Below are 16842 nucleotides of genomic sequence, written 5' to 3'. Positions count from 1 at the left end.
TGAAGAATTAAGAAATTGACCAACAGATTTTTAATTCTTCATTTTTAATTTTTAATTCCTAAAAAACGGTATACGGACTTGAGAACCGCTCTAGCAACTCCTCACGGTACACCTTTCGGAGGCTTACGCTGTTTACCTCCGACCTTTGCTTGACTTATGGACCCTACTACTTCCGCTACTAAAACCGGCCAGGTGTTCGACTGGGCCGTATTGCGCCGGCTGCTGGCCTACGTGCGCCCTTACCGGCGCGTGTTCATTGGCCTGATTGTGCTTACGGTGGCTACCGCCGTGCTCGGCACGCTACGACCATTTCTTATTCAGCGCATGGTCGATGTAAGCATCGAACAGGGCGACGTGAGGGGCCTCAATACCATGTTTCTGCTGCTGCTGGTGCTGCTGGTGGGGCACGCCGGCGTGAGCTATTTGCAGACGTACTACGGCGGCTGGCTGGGCCAATACATCGTCCGCGATATCCGCACTGACCTCTACCGCCACCTACTGGGCCTCAAGCTGAGCTTCTTCGACCGCACGCCCATCGGGGTGCTGGTCACGCGGAATATTTCCGATGTCGAAACCTTGTCCGATGTATTCAGCGAAGGCCTGGCCGCCATGGCGGGTGATATCCTGCAGCTGCTCTTTATCATGGCGTTCATGTTTTACATCGACTGGCGGCTGACGCTGGTGAGCTTGTCGGTGATTCCGCCCCTGCTCTTCTCCACGTACGTGTTTAAGGAGAAGGTGAAAGCTTCGTTTCAAGACGTGCGCACCGCCGTGGCCAAGCTCAACTCCTTCGTGCAGGAGCACCTGACAGGGATGAACGTGGTTCAGATTTTCAACAACGAGGAGCGGGAGTTTCGCAAGTTCGAAGCCATCAACAAGGAACACACGGCGGCCAACATCCGCTCGGTGCTGTACTACAGCATTTATTTTCCGGTGGCCGAGGTGCTGGGGGCCATTGGGGTAGGTCTGCTGGTGTGGTACGCGGCCCAAGGGCAGATTGAAGGCACGATTTCCAAGGGGGCCCTGGTTGCGTTTATCATGTACAACGCGCTGTTTTTCCGCCCCATTCGCCAGATTGCCGACCGGTTTAACACCCTGCAGCTGGGCCTGGTAAGCACCGAGCGTCTGCTGAAGCTGCTTGACAACAGAGAGTTGGTAGCTACCACCGGCACCTACGCCCCCGCCGAGCTACGCGGCGACGTCGAGTTCAAGCACGTCAAATTTGCTTACAACGAGCCCGAGTGGGTGCTTAAGGATATCAGCTTCCACGTGCAGCCGGGCCAGACCATTGCCTTCGTGGGCGCTACTGGGGCGGGTAAAACCAGTATCATCAACTTGCTGAGCCGTTTCTACGACATCCAGGAAGGCAGCATCTGCATCGATGGCCGCGACCTGCGCGAGTACGACCTGAGCTTGCTGCGCCGCCAAATCGGTATCGTCCTGCAGGATGTGTTTCTCTTCGCCGGGTCCATCCGCGACAACATTACGCTCGGCAATAAAACCATCACCGACGACCAAATCTGGGCAGCGGCCGACCTCGTGGGCGCCCGGCGCTTCATCGAGCGCCTGCCGGGTGCTCTCAACTACCCCGTAATGGAACGGGGTGCCACCCTGTCGGTGGGCCAGCGCCAGCTTATCAGCTTCGTGCGGGCTATGGTGTACCAGCCCCGCGTTATCGTGCTCGACGAAGCCACCTCATCGGTCGACTCGGAAACCGAAGAGCTGATTCAGTCGGCTATTGAAAAGCTCATGCAAGGCCGCACCTCGCTCGTTATTGCCCACCGTCTGAGCACCATCCAGAAAGCCAACAAAATTATCGTTCTCGACCGGGGCGAAATCAAGGAAACCGGTACCCACGACGAGCTGCTGCGCATCGAAAACGGCTACTACGCCCAGCTTTATCGCATGCAGTACGTCACTGGTGAGCCCTCAGCCAGCGATGAGAAGCCGCTACCCATTGCCCAAGAGCAGCTGCCTGAAGCGTCCTAGCTTCCTACTTATTCTCCTCACCTTGATTGTTTGCCCTTAACAATCAGTTACCTACATGGTCCGTTACCTCTTCCTCGCTATTATCCTGCTCACCCTGGCCGCGGCGGGCACTTACGTATACCTCGGCGGTATGCGGGAGCCACGGGTGACGCTCGAAACCACGGCGGCTCCGGTTTATCTGGCCGGGCAGCCCTACCACGGCTCGGTGCGCAGCGAGGCCTTTGGGCAGTTGTTTCGCAAAGCCAAAGACGTGCAGACCCAGCAGCAGCTCCGTGGTGACTTGGCCAACCTCTACCTCAACGACTCCGAAGCCGCGCACGATACCATTACCGCCTTTATTGGCTTGGCCGTGGCCGACACTACCCAGTCCCTCCCCTCGGGCTTCCGCTATCGTTTGGTGCCGGCAGGCCAGCGCGTGGTAGTCGCCCGTCTCACTGACGTGAGCTACTTGCTGGCTCCCAATAAGCTTTATCCCGCCGCTTTGGCCGCCGTTAAAGCCAGAAAACTCACTCAGCGGGGCGACCTCTACCTGGAGCGGTTCGGTACCGACGGAGCCTCCGAGATGTGGCTAGGAGTGAAATAGCCTTACCTGCCCGAAACCGGGGTTACGAAAGGGGTAGGCAAATCAACTTGGGAACGTGATGCTGTTCCTAGTGCGGGTTATGCACTGAGAGCTTGCGCGTCGCCGAAAACCAGGTAAGAGGGTAAAGAAGCCAGCTCGGGCACTTGCTTCACTAGCGCAGATGCTTAATACGGCCAGGAAAAATGGTTGATTCAAAAACCGCCGCAGCTCCCTGCATAGTCCAGAACACGCGCTAGCGAAGAAGATCAGTCCGCAGCACTTCCCAACCATCTTCTCACTACTCTCAGGTTTAGGTTAGGAACTAGCCGCGTAGTGGCGACCGGTTGGTAGAAGGTAGCACAAAAAGGCAAAGTGGCTGATAGCCGCGTAGCGGTGACAGATTCATCTGGCGTCTATGCCGCACTGCAAGACTATTCTACCCGCAGGCTACTGCGCTGCCGACAACCTAGCACCTTTCGAATCTTTCTTCCGCTTGAGCTTGCAGGCAAGTTGATTCGCTCTAGTATTTATACTGATACCTATCAGGCTAACCTCAAGTATTAATACGTAATTACTATTCATTAAAACGGTTCCAGTAACTATAAAATAACCAGCTAAGTAGAGCTTATCAACAGTATGCTGCGCTTTTCCAGCTTTGAGGCCATTCTAACAGCCTTGAGAAAGTCGGCTAACCGTTAGAGGTCCTTTCCCACTAATCACTAAAGAGAATCCCTATGCTAGCTATGAATTTCCGGGGGCCGAAAAGGGTCCGCGCTAGTCAGAAACCCAAGCCCGAGATAGAGCATCCCGAGGATGCCATTGTGCGGGTCACCCGTTCCTGCATTTGCGGCTCGGACCTGCACCTATACAATGGCAACGTACCCGATACCCGCGTGGGCATGACCTTTGGCCACGAATTCACCGGCGTAGTAGAAGAAATTGGCTCGGCAGTAACCAAGCTGAAAGTGGGCGACCACGTGCTGGTCCCGTTTAATATTGCTTGCGGACGCTGCATCTTTTGCAAGCAGGGCCTTTTTGGTAACTGCCACGAATCGAACCCCCAAGCGACGGCCGTGGGGGGCATTTTTGGCTACTCCCACACCGCCGGCGGCCATAATGGAGGGCAGGCCGAATACGCCCGCGTGCCCTACGCCAACGTGGGGCCCACCGTGATCCCGCCCGGCATGGATCCCGACGACGCCGTGATGCTGACCGACGTGGTACCCACGGGCTACCAGGCAGCGGAAATGGCCGGCATTCAGCCCGGCGACACGGTGGTGGTTTTTGGGGCCGGCCCGGTGGGCATCATGGCCGCGCGGTGCGCTTGGCTGTTCGGCGCGGCTCGCGTCATCGTGATTGACCACGTTGAGTACCGGTTGGAGTTTGTGCGCAACTACGCCTCTTGCGAAGCCTACAATTTCCGGGAACTGGAAGACCCCGTGGTGTTTCTCAAGAAGACTACCGACTGGATAGGGGCCGACGTTTGCATCGACGCTGTGGGCGCCGAAGCTGCGGGCAACGCCTTACAAACCATTACCGGCCGGAAAATGCTCTTGCAAGCTGGCTCCGCCACGGCGCTGCACTGGGCCATTAACGCAGTCAGGAAAGGTGGGGTAGTTTCCATCGTAGGCGTGTACGGCCCTACCGACAACCTCGTGCCCATCGGCAACGTGGTAAACAAAGGCATTACCATCCGAGCCAACCAAGCTTCCGTTAAGCGGCTGCTGCCACGGCTGATCGACCACGTGCAAAATGGTGTGCTCAATCCTAAAGCACTGATTACGCACCGGCTGCCCCTGGAAGAAGTAGCCGATGGCTATCGGATCTTTTCCGCCAAGTTGGATAACTGTATTAAACCTGTTCTCATCCCCCCATCCGCCGGAATGTAAAGCCCCACGATTATGGAAACGACCACCACAGACCACAAAAAGATCAACGGCTGGGGCATTGATGCCGACCCCAAGAACGACCCCACGTACCCCATGAGGCAGCGCACTGCCGAAGACCATGCTGGGTACACTTGGGAGCGCCCCGTACAACAGCCCATCGACATTGAGGTGCTGCATTCCAACGAGCGGCCAAACATTCCGGCCGTTTTCGGTACCTCGGCTCCCCCCAGCGGGCTCAGCGGGATGATTCGCCGGTTCGCCTTCCGGTACAGCGAAAACAGCTATCTCCACTGGCTACCACTCCTTTTGGCCGATCGCGTCAACGTGGTAGAGGGAGTTCTGGATGACCTCGTACACGGCCACGTTCCCAATATCTTCGCCGAGAAAGGCTACCGGGCCCAGTGGAAATACGATAAGACCAGCCTGATTGTGAAGATGGCAACGGTGGTAGCCCTTGCGGGCGGCGCGGCAGTGCTGCTAAGCCGAGGCCGGGGCGGCAAGCGCCTGCCTTCGCGCACGGGCCGCTACCGCTAGCCACCCTTAGGCGTCGGGCAAGCAATGGGCACCTAACCAAAAAGCCCACTGGACTATTGTTCAGTGGGCTTTTTGGTTGGAAGCTTCCGGGGTCGGGGTGGCAGGATTCGAACCTACGGCCTCGTCGTCCCGAACGACGCGCGCTACCGGGCTGCGCTACACCCCGAAATCAGGCCGATGGGGCGACCTGTACTGTGTCCAATCCGCGGCCGAAAAAAGCCTCCGAACCCGGAAGTTCGGAGGCTTTTGAGAGCGGCTGCTCTACCGTCGGAGTGGCAGGATTCGAACCTACGACCTCCAGCACCCCATGCTGGCGCGATACCAGGCTACGCTACACCCCGATTGGCATTGGAGCGACAAAGGTAAGGGCTTTTTCGGATTTAGCGCAAGCTGACGTCAAATAAAGTTTTGGCGGCTGGCTCCGGCTCGGTCGTGCTGGCACGGCGCTTGTATCGCCTTAGGTAGTGGTTAGTTTCAAAATTTGCTAACTTTACACTTCAACAATTCTTAGCGCCACCATCTCGCATATCTATTATGAAAGAGTTATTCCTGCTATTGTTAGTCAGTTTTTCCCTCCCCGTAGTCGCTCAGGCACAAGATGCTATTTTGCCCAACGGCGTAGCCGCTCCCAAGCCCGCAGCCCCGGCTCCAGCCGCGCCTGCCCCCGGTGCCGCTCCCCTCATCGCGCCCGCTCCCGAGACCCCGGCTGCCAACCCTAATGCCATTAAAGTAAAGGCCGAGGTAGCCGCGGGCCGCCTCACCGTGAAAACCGATAACCCTGGCCCAACTCGCATAGAAGTAACCGACGTAGCTGGTCGCCCCGTGCTCACCTATACCATGATGAACGGCCAGACTCCCGCCTTGCTCAATGTAAAGCAACTCCCTGCCGGCTCCTACATCGTGCGCTGCTCGGCTTACGAGAAGAGTGGCATGCGCCGGGTGGTAATCGGCAAATAAGCCAAGTAGCGCCGCCCTACTTCATGGACCTCGTACCCCGAGCCTGCTATTTCAGCGGTTGCCAATTATCCTCTTTACTTGGTTCGGTGCTTGTCATCGTGCCATCGTTTGTGAGCTCAAGGGGCCACTATATATCCCGCGAAACTCCCCGTACCGAATAGCAGGGGCCAGCCACTGTCATAGCTATTGACTTCCCTCGGGCACGGCCTGTCGCAACGCTACAGGCAACAACGCGTGTTGACTTGCTTTATAGGCGATACGCAGATTGGCAGCCCGTATAAAATCAGCTTTTCGTTTGTGGAGAAAGCCGCCAGTTGGCTGGCCCCAGATAAAACCCTCCAATCAACCCAGTGAGTCGCTCTTACGCTTCTTCGGCTTGCAACTGTCGGTCGTACAGCGCCCGGTAGAGGCCGTCGGTATCAGCCATCAGGGCTTCGTGGGTGCCATGCTGGACAATTACACCGTCGTCGAGGACGAGGATTTCATCGGCCAGCTTCACCGAGCTCACCCGGTGCGAGATGATGAGGCTGGTGCGCTGGGCCATAATGCGCTGCAGACTGCCGAGAATGGCATTCTCAGTTTTGGTATCGACTGCGGAAAGGGAGTCGTCGAGAATCAGGATTTTGGGTTCCTTTACGAGGGCGCGGGCCATGCTCACGCGTTGCTTTTGCCCCCCGGAGAGCGTGATGCCCCGCTCGCCGACCTTGGTATCGAAACCTTCGGGAAAAGCCAGGATGTTTTCGTACACGTCGGCATCTTTGGCCGCCTGCAGCATTCGGGCCTCGTCGGGCTGGTCGAGGCCAAAGTTGATGTTGTTCCGAATAGTGTCCGAAAAGAGAAACACATCCTGCGGCACGTAGCCGATTTGGCCGCGCAGCGCCGTCAGGGCGTAGTCGCGAACGTCGATACCGTCTACCTTGATGGTGCCGGCCGACACGTCGTACAAGCGGCAGAGCAAGGCGGCTACCGTGCTTTTGCCGGAGCCAGTGTTGCCAATAACCGCCAGGGTTTGGCCGGGGAGCACCCGAAAGCTGACGTCTTTCAGCGCCTGGATCCCCGTGTCGGGGTAGGTGAAGGAAACGTGGTCGAACACAATGTCTCCCACCAGCTCGCGCTGCACGTTTTGGCGGGATATAATGTCAGTTTTCTGGTTGAGAAACTCGTTGATGCGGGCCTGGGAGGCCTCGGCCCGCTGCACCAGCGACGAGGTCCAGCCCAGGGCCGTTACCGGCCAGGTGAGCAGGTTCACGTAAATCAGGAACTCGGCAATGGTGCCCGTGGTGATGGTGCCCCGGATGACCTCCTGCCCGCCTACCCACACGGTGATGAGGGTGCTCAAGCCAATCAGAAACAGAATCAGCGGAAAGAACAGCGAGTTGACGAAGTTTAAGCTCAGTGATTTCTCCTTGTACTCGTTGCTGGCTTTCGTGAACTGGGCGTGCGAATCGGCTTCGCGCACGAACGATTTTAGCACCCGAATGCCCGAAAAAGCCTCCTGCACGAAGGTCGTCATGCCGGATAAGGCCTTCTGAATCTCGTCGGACTTGCGCTCAATCAAGTTATTGACGTAAAAGATGCTGACCGACAAGACGGGCAGCGGCAACAGCGTGTAGAGCGTCAGCTTCACGTTTACCAGCAGCATAAGCGGCACGATGAGCACGAACAGCAGCACCAGCTGCAGGAAATACATAATGGCCGGGCCGAGGTACATGCGCACGCGGCTCACGTCCTCGGAGATGCGCGACATTAAGTCGCCGGTGCTGTGGCGCCGGTAGAAGCTGAGGGGCAACGACTGGTAGTGCTGGTAAATCTGATTTTTCTGGTCGTTCTCGATGTGCCGCGACATTACAATCAGGGTCTGGCGCATGAAAAACAGGAAGATGCCGCGCAGCAGGGCCAGCCCGATAATAAGCAGCCCATACAGCAGCACGTTGCGGCCAAACAACTGGTACACACCGGCCTGAGCCTGCGTGCCGGCGTAGAGGTGATAGAGGTCGATGCCCTCATTCACCAGATCGAAGGCGTAGCGCACCAGTTGGGCGGGAAAGATGGCCAGCAACGTACTCAGGGCCACGAAAAGCACGCCCGCCAGGAAGTGCCATTTATAGCGGAAAATGAAGGGATTAACGGCGGATAGGGCGCGCACGGGCTGGATGAAAAAGAGGCCGGTATGGGAAAATAAGGGTACTTTTGCAGCTTGAATAGAGAATCTAAAACGTTATGCTTCGCGCTGCTTGGCATGACCTTTCAGCTTCTCCGTATAAGACCCAACAAAGTTACGCCGCTCTGTTCCCTACCCTCCTTTTTCAAATTCCCACCACCCTTATTTCATTCATCCCTATGATTGAAGCCCAAACCCTGGCTCCCGAGGCCATTTTTGGTCAGATTGCCGAACATCAGCACGAGCAGGTTGTGTTTTGCCACGACCACGAGACGGGCCTGAAGGCCATTATCGGCATCCACAATACGGTGCTGGGCCCCGCGCTGGGTGGCACCCGCATGTGGCACTACGCCAGCGACATGGAAGCCCTGAACGACGTGCTCCGACTGTCGCGCGGCATGACTTACAAGGCCGCCATCTCGGGCCTGAACCTGGGCGGGGGCAAGGCCGTCATCATTGGGGAGGCCAAGACGCTGAAGACCGAGGCGCTGCTCCGCAAGTTCGGCCGCTTCGTGAAGAACCTCAACGGCAAGTACATCACGGCCGAGGATGTGAATATGACCACCAAGGACATGGAGTACATCCGCATGGAAACCCAGCACGTGGCCGGCCTGCCTGAAAGCATGGGCGGCTCCGGCGACCCTTCCCCGGTAACGGCCTACGGTACCTACATGGGCATGAAAGCCGCCGCCAAAAGAGCCTTCGGCTCGGAGAGCCTGGCGGGCAAGCGCATTGGGGTGCAGGGCGTGGGCCACGTCGGCACTTACCTGCTCGAACACCTAAAGAAAGAAAGCGCCCAGCTCATCGTGACCGATTACTACGAGGACCGGGCGCTCGATGCCGCTAACCGCTTCGGGGCGCAGGCTGTGGGGCTGGAAGACATCTACGACCAGGACCTCGACATCTACTCGCCCTGCGCCCTGGGGGCCACGCTGAACGACGACACCATTCCGCGGCTGAAATGCCAGGTAGTGGCGGGCTGCGCCAACAACCAACTCAAAACCGAGAACATTCACGGTCCCGAGCTGGTACGACGCGGCATCGTGTACGCGCCTGACTTCCTCATCAACGCCGGTGGCCTCATCAACGTCTACTCCGAAGTAGTCGGCACCAGCCGCCAGGGAGCCCTAACCCAAACCGAAAAAATTTACGACTTCACCCTCCAGGTGCTGGCCAAAGCCGAAGAAGAAGGTACGCATCCGCAGGCCGCGGCCATCAAGCAAGCCAAGGAGCGGATTGCCAGCGTAGGCAAGGTGAAGTCGACCTACTAATTGTTACCCGGACGAAAAGAACGTCATGCCGAACACCGCGAAGTAGCTGGCCCGCTTGGCGGTACCCCCGGCCGGCGGAGCCAACGAGTAAGAGCACTCGCTGCTGCTTCGTTACACGCGGCATGACGTTCTTTTTTAGTTGGGCTGACAACCCACAACTCACAACTGATTCATAAAAATGCTGAACCGCCGCCTCCTTCGTATTAAAGTTATGCAGTCGCTCTACTCCTACCACCAAGCGGTAGGAGCTGATTTGCTGCTGGCGCAGGACCGTATCGCGGCTGCTTTTGAACCTGACCTAACCGCCAAAGAAGCGCCCGACCGCCGGCGGCTGGAAGGCCAGCGCAAGCTGGGTGAAGCCCAGCTGCGCGAGTGGTACCGCACCGGTACGGCGCCCGAAAAGACCGACGACCAGGCCGTGGACAAGGCACTGGCTGACGCCATCAGCTTCTTTGAGGCGCAGGTAAAAAAGGACGCTACCTTTTTCGGCGGGCAGCTGATGGTGGGAGCCGAGAGCATCCACGACCAATATCTGCACTTACTTAACCTGCCCGCCGCCCTGCTGGGCGTGATCGAGGAAGAGCAGAGCCGGGAGGAACGCCGCCGCCTCGGCCCGCGCGAAGACGCCCTGGACGCCAGCCGCCTGCATCAGAACGCGGCTATTACCAAGCTGATGGCCAACGAGCAGCTCCAGGACCTAACCATCCGGCGCAAGCTGGCCTGGGACGGAGCCGAAGAAACCGAAGCCCTGCGCGCCGCCTGGCAGGAAATGAAGGCCGACGAAGTCGTGCGTACCTACCTGACGGGCCAGCCCAGCGGGGCTGCCGAAGCCGACTACGACGCCGACCTGGAAATCCTGCGGCATCTGTACAAGGACTTCGTATTCAAAGGGGAAGCCCTACCACGCCAGCTTGAGGCCGACGATTTGAACTGGGAGGAAAACCGGCCCATCGTGCGCAACCTGGTGCTGAAGACGCTGAAGATGCTGCCCTTTGCCGCCGATGAGAAGCAGGAGCTGATGAACCTCTCGGCCAACTGGGCCGACGACCGCGAATTTGCCGAAACGCTCTATCGGCAGACGCTCCTCGAAGACGACAAGATGGAAAAGCTCATCGCCGGCTCGGTACAGAACTGGGACGTGGAGCGCGTGGCCCTGCTCGATAAAATCATCCTGAAGATGGCCCTCACCGAAATGCAGCTTTTTCGCGGTATTCCGGTCAAAGTGACTATCAACGAGTACATTGAAATCAGCAAGCTCTACAGCACCCCTAAGAGCAAGCAGTTTGTGAATGGCATTCTGGATAAGCTGGCGCAAGATTTGGCGGCTAGTGGCGACATTCGTAAATCGGGCCGCGGGTTATTGGATAACCAATAGCGCCCCTCGGGGTTACGGAGAAACCCGCCGCTGATAGTTCGATATTGAGTTGCCCCTGCCACCTTTGCATTAGCATCTGCGGCCGCGTTTTTTCGTACGTCTGCTTGAATCTTAATCATTCTACATTCCCTCCCTCAACTTCTATAACCATGGCCAGCAAAACCACCACCGGCATCTTGTGCTTCGCGGGCGGCGCCCTCACCGGCGCGGCCCTTGGCTTGCTCTATGCCCCCGAACCCGGCACCGAAACCCGCTCCTGGCTTAGTTACCAACTAGAAAAGTACCGCTCGGTGCTGGCCGACCTCACCGACAGCCTCGTGACCAGCCGCGAAGCCTCCGGCCAGTCTTCGGCCAAGAGCGAAGGCCAGCGCGTTATCTCCGACGCTAAGTCCAAAGCCGAGCAACTGCTCGGCGATGTTGACCAACTTATTAACCAAATCAATTCCCGCAAGGTGATTTAATCGGTGATGAGGCGATGAGGTAATGAGGCAGGGAGAAGCCCAGGCCCACGGCATTTGTTGTGGGCACTGCTCTCCTTCACCTTCCCGACCTCATCAGCCTACTATTATATTATCTCTTCATTACTTTCAAGTAGCATGCACGTAGTAACCCTTATTCCCGGCGACGGCATCGGCCCCGAGATTACCAAAGCCGTCACCGACATCTTTAGCGCGGCCCAGGTGCCGGTGCAATGGGACGAGCAGAATGCCGGTCAAACCACGTTCAACCAGTCGGGCGAGCTGATTCCGGCAGCCCTGCTCAAGTCGCTGGAAAAGAATAAGGTGGCATTGAAAGGCCCGATTACTACGCCGGTGGGCAAAGGTTTCCGCAGCATCAACGTGACGCTGCGTCAGAAGTACGACCTGTACCAGAACGTGCGGCCCAGCAAAACCACGCCGGGCGTCCACACCCGCTACGAAGGCATCGACTTGGTGCTGTTTCGGGAGAATACCGAGGGCCTGTACTCGGGCCTGGAAGTGTATGACGAACGCTTGGGCATTGCCGACTCCTTCAACCGGATCACGATGGACGGCTCGCGCAAAATCTGTCGCGCGGCCTTCGCCTTCGCCGCCAAGCACGGCCGTAAAAAGGTGACCCTGGCTCACAAAGCCAACATCTTAAAGATGGCCGGCACGCTCATGCTGAACGCCTGCAAAGAAGCCGCCACCGAGTTTCCGCAAATTGTGTTCGAGGATAAAATCATCGACAACATGTGCATGCAGCTCGTGAACAAGCCCGAGCAGTTCGACGTGGTGGTGACCACGAACCTGTTTGGCGATATCCTTTCGGACCTGTGCGCGGGCCTGGTGGGTGGCCTCGGGGTAGTGGCCGGCGCTAATATCGGCGACGAAATGGCCGTGTTCGAAGCCGTGCACGGGTCGGCTCCCGACATTGCCGGCCAGGGCAAGGCCAACCCCACGGCCCTGCTCCGCTCGGCTCTGATGCTGTTGCGTCACCTTGGCGAACACGCCAAGGCCAACCAAATCGAGCACGCCCTCGATGCCACTCTCCTGCGCCAGGAGGAATGCACCGGCGACCTCGGCGGCCAGGCCAGCACCAGCCAGTTTGCTCAACACATCATCGACAAGCTCTAGGAAGAAGGTCTACCGGAACCGGACGGCCAGCGCGTGTTGCCCGGGCCGGGCACGCTGTACGGCCGCCCAGCTCCGGTTATTCGATACACTTGTTATATGTTCGCTCAACGCCGGAATGCGCCGTTGCGCGCTTCCATCACTCCCATGAAATACCCGATTATCTTTGCCGCTGCCCTCCTGCTACTGGCCTGCAACCGCGATAAAACGGCCGAGGTAGGGACCGAGGGCATGAACGCCGCCGCCACTGCCGTAGCCGACGATACCAAGGCTAACCCCGTGGTGGATAACCCCAACGTGGTGAGCGAGAACGAGGCCCCGAACCCCAACGCGCCGGTCATGAAGTTCGCCGAGGCCGAATTCGACTTCGGCGACATTAAGCCCGACACTAAGGTGCGCCATACCTTCACATTCACCAACACGGGCAAATCGCCCCTGCTGATTGAAGATGCTACCGCCTCCTGTGGCTGCACCACGCCCAGCTGGACCAAAGCCCCCGTAGCGCCGGGCGCCCAGGGCAGCATCGAAGTGCAGTTCGATAGCCGCGGCAAGCGCGGTATCATCAGCAAGCAGGTAGCGGTACGGGCTAATACCCAACCCAGCATCACTACCATCCTCATCAAAGGCAACGTGCTCGATGCGGCCGGTAGCGCGGCTCCTTTGTAAGTCATTTATCTCAACTTCATGTTCCTGACCTTATTGTTGCAAGCTGCTGGTGGAGCAGACTTCACGCAATTGCTTTTTCCCGTAGCCATTGCCGTAGTAGTGTACTTCTTCATGATTCGCCCTCAGCAAAAGCGTTCGGCCGAGGCCAAGGCGTTCCGCCAGTCGCTGGCCAAGGGTGCCCGCATCGTAACGATTGGCGGATTGCATGGCCTGGTGGTTGACCTCACCGAGGAAACCGTGGTGGTGGAAGTAGACCGGGGCACCAAGTTGCGCTTCGACCGCTCCGCCATTGCCCGCGAAGTGGGCAGCAAAGCGAGTGCTGGCACCGACGGCATCACCCCGGCCTAGTCATGAATGGGCTGCTGAGCCGGGCGGGTGAGCTGCTGCGTTGGTTTGTGCGCCCTTTCGCCGGCAAAGAGCCCAGCTTCTACCGGGCCGTGACGGCGTGCTTGCTGGCGGCCGGTCTTTTCTGGCAGATGAATGCCCTGAATAAGACCTACACCACCCGTTTAAGTCTGCCCTTGGTGTGGCACTACGATTCGCTGCATTACGTGCCCCTGCGCCCTCTGCCCGAGGCTGTACCCGTTACGGTTACGGGACAGGGCTGGCGCCTACTACGAGCCAACCTGGGCTGGGGCATCCATCCCGCCGACTTACACCCCGTGCCCCTGCCCGGCACCCGCTACCTGCCCGCCAATGCCTGGCGGCGGGGCCTGCAGACGGCGCTGGAAGGTGTGCAGGTGAACGAATGGGCGGGCGACACCCTGCGGCTCACCTTTGACCGCTACGTTAGCCGTCAGCTAACACTGGTACCTGGTTCCGCGGGGCTTTTTTCGGTTCGCTTCCGGCCAGCAACGGTCACCTTCCAGGGCCCGGCCAGCGTGGTGAATAACCTGCCCGACCCCTACCCGGTGGCGTTGCCCCCGGACTTTGGGAACCGCCGCACCGGGGAAGTGGAAACGTCCCTGAAAACACCGCCGCGCGTGCGAGCTTCGGTGCGGAAAGTGCGCGTGCTCCCCGAACCCGACGCGGTGGACTTCCCGAAACCCCGACGCCCCTCACCTACTCGGTAGCCATCATATGTTACGCATTGGTATTACGGGCGGCATTGGGTCCGGCAAAAGCATCGCCAGCCGCCTATTCCACGCGCTGGGCGTGCCCACCTACGACGCCGATTCGCGGGCCCGCTGGCTGATGGAACATGATGAGAGCCTGCGGCAGCAGCTGAGCGCCACATTCGGCCCCGATATTTACGATGTCGCGGGGCGGCTGAATCGCCCCGCACTGGCTGCCACGGTCTTTCACAATCCGGAGCGACTGGCCCAGCTCAACGCCTTGGTTCACCCGTGCGTGGGAGTCGACTTCGAGCGCTGGGGGGCGGCGCAGGAGCAAGCAGGCCACCCCTACGTACTTAAGGAAGCCGCCTTGCTTTTCGAGGCTGGCGTCTACCGGCAGCTCGACGGCGTCATCACGGTGTTCGCTCCCCAGCCCGTGCGCGAAGCCCGCGTGCGGCGGCGCGACCCGCACCGCTCGGCCGCCGAGGTGCAAGCTATCATGGCCAAGCAACTCGACGAGGAAGCGAAAATGCAGCGGGCCGACTATGTGCTGATCAACGACGATGTGCGGCCGCTGCTGCCCCAGGTGTTAGCCCTGCACCAGGCATTCACCGCCGCTCGACCGACATAAAAAAGGCTGCTTCTCTCGAAACAGCCTCCTTCTGGTAGACCTTGAACGCTTAACTGCTACCGTACTATGGCTGCAACTATAGCTTACCGGAATAATCTTCTAAGGTGTCTATTACTTTAAGTAATTGGGGAACAGCCAGAGAATAATAAATTTTCGTGCCGATTTTGCTGGATTTCAGTACGCCACGGTCTTTAAGGGTGATAAGATGCTGCGAGGCAATAGCCTGGGGCAGGTCGAGAGCTTGGTAGATATCCGTCACAGACATTTGGCTGTCTTTGCCTTTGGTTTTGCCCAGCAAATCAACAATAGCCAACCGTTTCGGGTGGGAGAGAACCTTGAGCATAGCCGCGGCACGGTCCAACTGTTGCGCTTCTACACGCGAATGCAATGGTTTCATGAAATTTAATAAAAAGTTGAGAAAAATGGAAAAAATAGAGGTAGAATAAGCGCAATACAGTGTATCTGATTAGGTAGTTCCTAATTATGGCGCAAAATAGTATAAAAACGTCTAATTACAACTAAAATACTCAAGTATCTACGAGTTTTACCTCTAACCGGATTGCATTTTGGTCTTCAGTTGCTTTCCGAAGGGGGGCACCCACAATGGCGCTGCCACGGGTTCGAAGCAGCAGTAACGCTGCTACCCGGCGTTTATTTGATGACCAATAGTTCCGCCGTATCGCGGGCTACCCGGACTGGTTCTCGGATACTCTAAGGGCTCACCAGTACCTTTAGGGCCTTACTCTCATTGCAAAATCTTTTTTCCACTCATGCTTGATCTGTTAGCCAAATTTGAAAACAAACGCCCCGAAATTGTCTTCGAGTGGAAAGATTCAGAAACTGAAGCGGAAGGCTGGGTCGTAGTCAACTCCTTACGCGGCGGCGCGGCGGGGGGCGGCACGCGCATGCGTAAGGGGTTGGATAAGCGCGAAGTAGAAAGCCTGGCGAAAACCATGGAAGTGAAATTCACGGTATCGGGGCCCGCAATTGGGGGAGCGAAATCGGGCATCAACTTCGACCCGCAGGATCCACGCAAACGCGGCGTGCTGGAACGATGGTACCGGGCCGTTTTCCCTCTGCTGAAGAACTACTACGGCACGGGTGGCGACCTCAACGTAGATGAGATTCACGAGGTTATACCCATCACGGAGGAGTACGGCCTGTGGCATCCGCAGGAGGGCATTGTAAATGGCCACTACCACGCCACGGAACCCCAGAAAATTCAGAAGCTGGGACAGCTCCGCCAAGGGGTGGTGAAAGTAGTAGAAGACGCGGCCTTCTCCCCGAGCCTGGCTCGTAAATACACGGTGGCCGACCTTATTACCGGCTATGGAGTGGCCGAGGCCGTAAGCCACTACTACCGCCTCTGGGCCGGCACGGAAGTACGCGGGCAGCGCGCCATCATTCAGGGCTGGGGCAACGTAGGGGCGGCAGCGGCCTATTACCTGGCCGGGCAGGGGGTGCGCATCGTGGGCATCATCGACCGCGCCGGGGGCTTCCTAACCCCCGAAGGCTTTGGCTTGGAAGAGGTTCGGGCGCTGCTACTCGCCCGCCAAGGCAACTCCTTAACGGCCGACAACCTGCTCTCGTTCACGGAGGTGAACGAGCGAATCTGGTCTGTGGGCGCGGACATTTTCATTCCGGCGGCTTCGTCGCGACTGGTGACCCGGAGCCAAGTGGAACAATTGCTGGCGGGGGGCCTCAAGGTAATCAGCTGCGGCGCCAATGTGCCATTTGCTGACCCCGAGATATTCTTTGGTCCCACGGGTGAGTTCGCCGACCAACATACAGCGGTCATTCCCGATTTCATCGCGAACTGCGGCATGGCCCGCGTGTTTGCTTACCTTATGCAAACGGGCACCGAGATTACCGACCAAGCCATTTTTGCCGATACCTCGCGCATCATCGGAGCCGCGCTTGAGCGCACCCACCAGGAAAACCCGCAAGCCGTGGGCATCGCCCAGCGCTCGTTCGAAATGGCCTTACGGCAGCTCGTGTAATAGCGGAATTACCCTTGCAGTAGCGCCTCTTCCTGGCCCGTTTTCCCTCTGCGGGAAGAGAGCCTCCCGGCCCCCACCGCGGCAGTACGTAGGTGCGCCAAGCTCCCCTTCCATCGGACTCTGCGCCTAAAGCAGATGGGGGCCCGCTCCGTAGGCGTTG

General features: G+C 58.2%; 16 protein-coding genes and 2 tRNA genes. 14 read left to right on the top strand and 4 right to left on the bottom strand.

The window, feature by feature from the left end:
* Window positions 1-156: 156 nt before the first annotated feature.
* The 4 genes from IC235_RS15485 to IC235_RS15470 all read left to right on the top strand — a co-directional run bounded on the left by IC235_RS15485 (window position 157) and on the right by IC235_RS15470 (window position 4974).
* Entirely contained in the window at window positions 157-1989 is a 1833-nt protein-coding gene (locus IC235_RS15485; protein ID WP_191006101.1) for an ABC transporter ATP-binding protein, read from the top strand.
* Window positions 1990-2044: 55 nt separating this feature from the next.
* Entirely contained in the window at window positions 2045-2572 is a 528-nt protein-coding gene (locus IC235_RS15480) for a hypothetical protein (protein ID WP_191006100.1), read from the top strand.
* Window positions 2573-3285: 713 nt separating this feature from the next.
* On the top strand, window positions 3286-4440 hold the full coding sequence (locus IC235_RS15475; RefSeq protein ID WP_191006099.1) for a zinc-dependent alcohol dehydrogenase: 1155 nt from the start codon (window positions 3286-3288) through the stop codon (window positions 4438-4440).
* A gap of 12 nt (window positions 4441-4452) precedes the next feature.
* Entirely contained in the window at window positions 4453-4974 is a 522-nt protein-coding gene (locus IC235_RS15470; RefSeq protein WP_191006098.1) for a hypothetical protein, read from the top strand.
* A 92-nt stretch (window positions 4975-5066) separates the two neighbouring features.
* Here the strand turns inward: IC235_RS15470 and IC235_RS15465 are convergent.
* Both IC235_RS15465 and IC235_RS15460 read right to left on the bottom strand, forming a co-directional pair.
* Window positions 5067-5140, bottom strand: a tRNA-Pro gene (locus IC235_RS15465).
* A 101-nt stretch (window positions 5141-5241) separates the two neighbouring features.
* Window positions 5242-5315: transfer RNA gene (locus IC235_RS15460), tRNA-Pro, on the bottom strand.
* 193 nt (window positions 5316-5508) lie between these two features.
* On the opposite strand from IC235_RS15460, the gene IC235_RS15455 reads away from it, so the two are divergent.
* Entirely contained in the window at window positions 5509-5931 is a 423-nt protein-coding gene (locus IC235_RS15455) for a T9SS type A sorting domain-containing protein (protein WP_191006097.1), read from the top strand.
* A gap of 361 nt (window positions 5932-6292) precedes the next feature.
* On the opposite strand, the gene IC235_RS15450 is transcribed toward IC235_RS15455, so the two are convergent.
* On the bottom strand, window positions 6293-8077 hold the full coding sequence (locus IC235_RS15450; protein ID WP_191006096.1) for an ABC transporter ATP-binding protein: 1785 nt from the start codon (window positions 8075-8077) through the stop codon (window positions 6293-6295).
* 194 nt (window positions 8078-8271) lie between these two features.
* Between IC235_RS15450 and IC235_RS15445 the strand changes: the two genes are divergently transcribed.
* From IC235_RS15445 to coaE, 8 genes are all read left to right on the top strand, one after another.
* Complete coding sequence (locus IC235_RS15445) at window positions 8272-9363, top strand: Glu/Leu/Phe/Val dehydrogenase (protein WP_191006095.1); 1092 nt, start codon at window positions 8272-8274, stop codon at window positions 9361-9363.
* Window positions 9364-9574: 211 nt separating this feature from the next.
* Window positions 9575-10738, top strand: a complete 1164-nt coding sequence (gene nusB, locus IC235_RS15440; protein ID WP_223847337.1) for a transcription antitermination factor NusB — start codon at window positions 9575-9577, stop codon at window positions 10736-10738.
* 149 nt (window positions 10739-10887) lie between these two features.
* The gene (locus IC235_RS15435) at window positions 10888-11199 is read left to right on the top strand and encodes a YtxH domain-containing protein (protein WP_191006093.1); all 312 of its coding nucleotides are present in this window, start codon (window positions 10888-10890) and stop codon (window positions 11197-11199) included.
* 135 nt (window positions 11200-11334) lie between these two features.
* Entirely contained in the window at window positions 11335-12333 is a 999-nt protein-coding gene (locus tag IC235_RS15430; RefSeq protein WP_191006092.1) for an isocitrate/isopropylmalate dehydrogenase family protein, read from the top strand.
* Window positions 12334-12477: 144 nt separating this feature from the next.
* Window positions 12478-12996, top strand: coding sequence for a DUF1573 domain-containing protein (locus IC235_RS15425; protein ID WP_191006091.1), 519 nt, complete (start codon window positions 12478-12480; stop codon window positions 12994-12996).
* 18 nt (window positions 12997-13014) lie between these two features.
* A complete protein-coding gene (gene yajC / locus IC235_RS15420) occupies window positions 13015-13344 on the top strand; it encodes a preprotein translocase subunit YajC (protein ID WP_191006090.1) in 330 nt (109 codons plus the stop codon).
* A 2-nt stretch (window positions 13345-13346) separates the two neighbouring features.
* Window positions 13347-14069 carry a YbbR-like domain-containing protein gene (locus tag IC235_RS15415; RefSeq protein WP_191006089.1) on the top strand — a complete coding sequence of 241 codons (723 nt, stop codon included), beginning with the start codon at window positions 13347-13349 and terminating at the stop codon, window positions 14067-14069.
* A gap of 7 nt (window positions 14070-14076) precedes the next feature.
* Window positions 14077-14682 (top strand): dephospho-CoA kinase, encoded by a 606-nt coding sequence (gene coaE / locus IC235_RS15410; protein WP_191006088.1) that lies wholly within the window; start codon window positions 14077-14079, stop codon window positions 14680-14682.
* A gap of 76 nt (window positions 14683-14758) precedes the next feature.
* Here the strand turns inward: coaE and IC235_RS15405 are convergent, their stop codons facing one another.
* A complete protein-coding gene (locus IC235_RS15405) occupies window positions 14759-15079 on the bottom strand; it encodes an ArsR/SmtB family transcription factor (protein WP_046244304.1) in 321 nt (106 codons plus the stop codon).
* A 373-nt stretch (window positions 15080-15452) separates the two neighbouring features.
* Here IC235_RS15405 and IC235_RS15400 point away from each other — a divergent pair, with 373 nt between their 5' ends.
* Window positions 15453-16682 carry a Glu/Leu/Phe/Val dehydrogenase dimerization domain-containing protein gene (locus tag IC235_RS15400; protein WP_191006087.1) on the top strand — a complete coding sequence of 410 codons (1230 nt, stop codon included), beginning with the start codon at window positions 15453-15455 and terminating at the stop codon, window positions 16680-16682.
* Window positions 16683-16842: the final 160 nt, after the last annotated feature.

It is taken from the genome of Hymenobacter montanus, assembly GCF_014699115.1.
Lineage (GTDB): Bacteria > Bacteroidota > Bacteroidia > Cytophagales > Hymenobacteraceae > Hymenobacter > Hymenobacter montanus.
The sequence above is the reverse complement of the archived record's forward strand: the minus strand, read 5'-3'. Positions and strand labels throughout refer to the sequence as shown.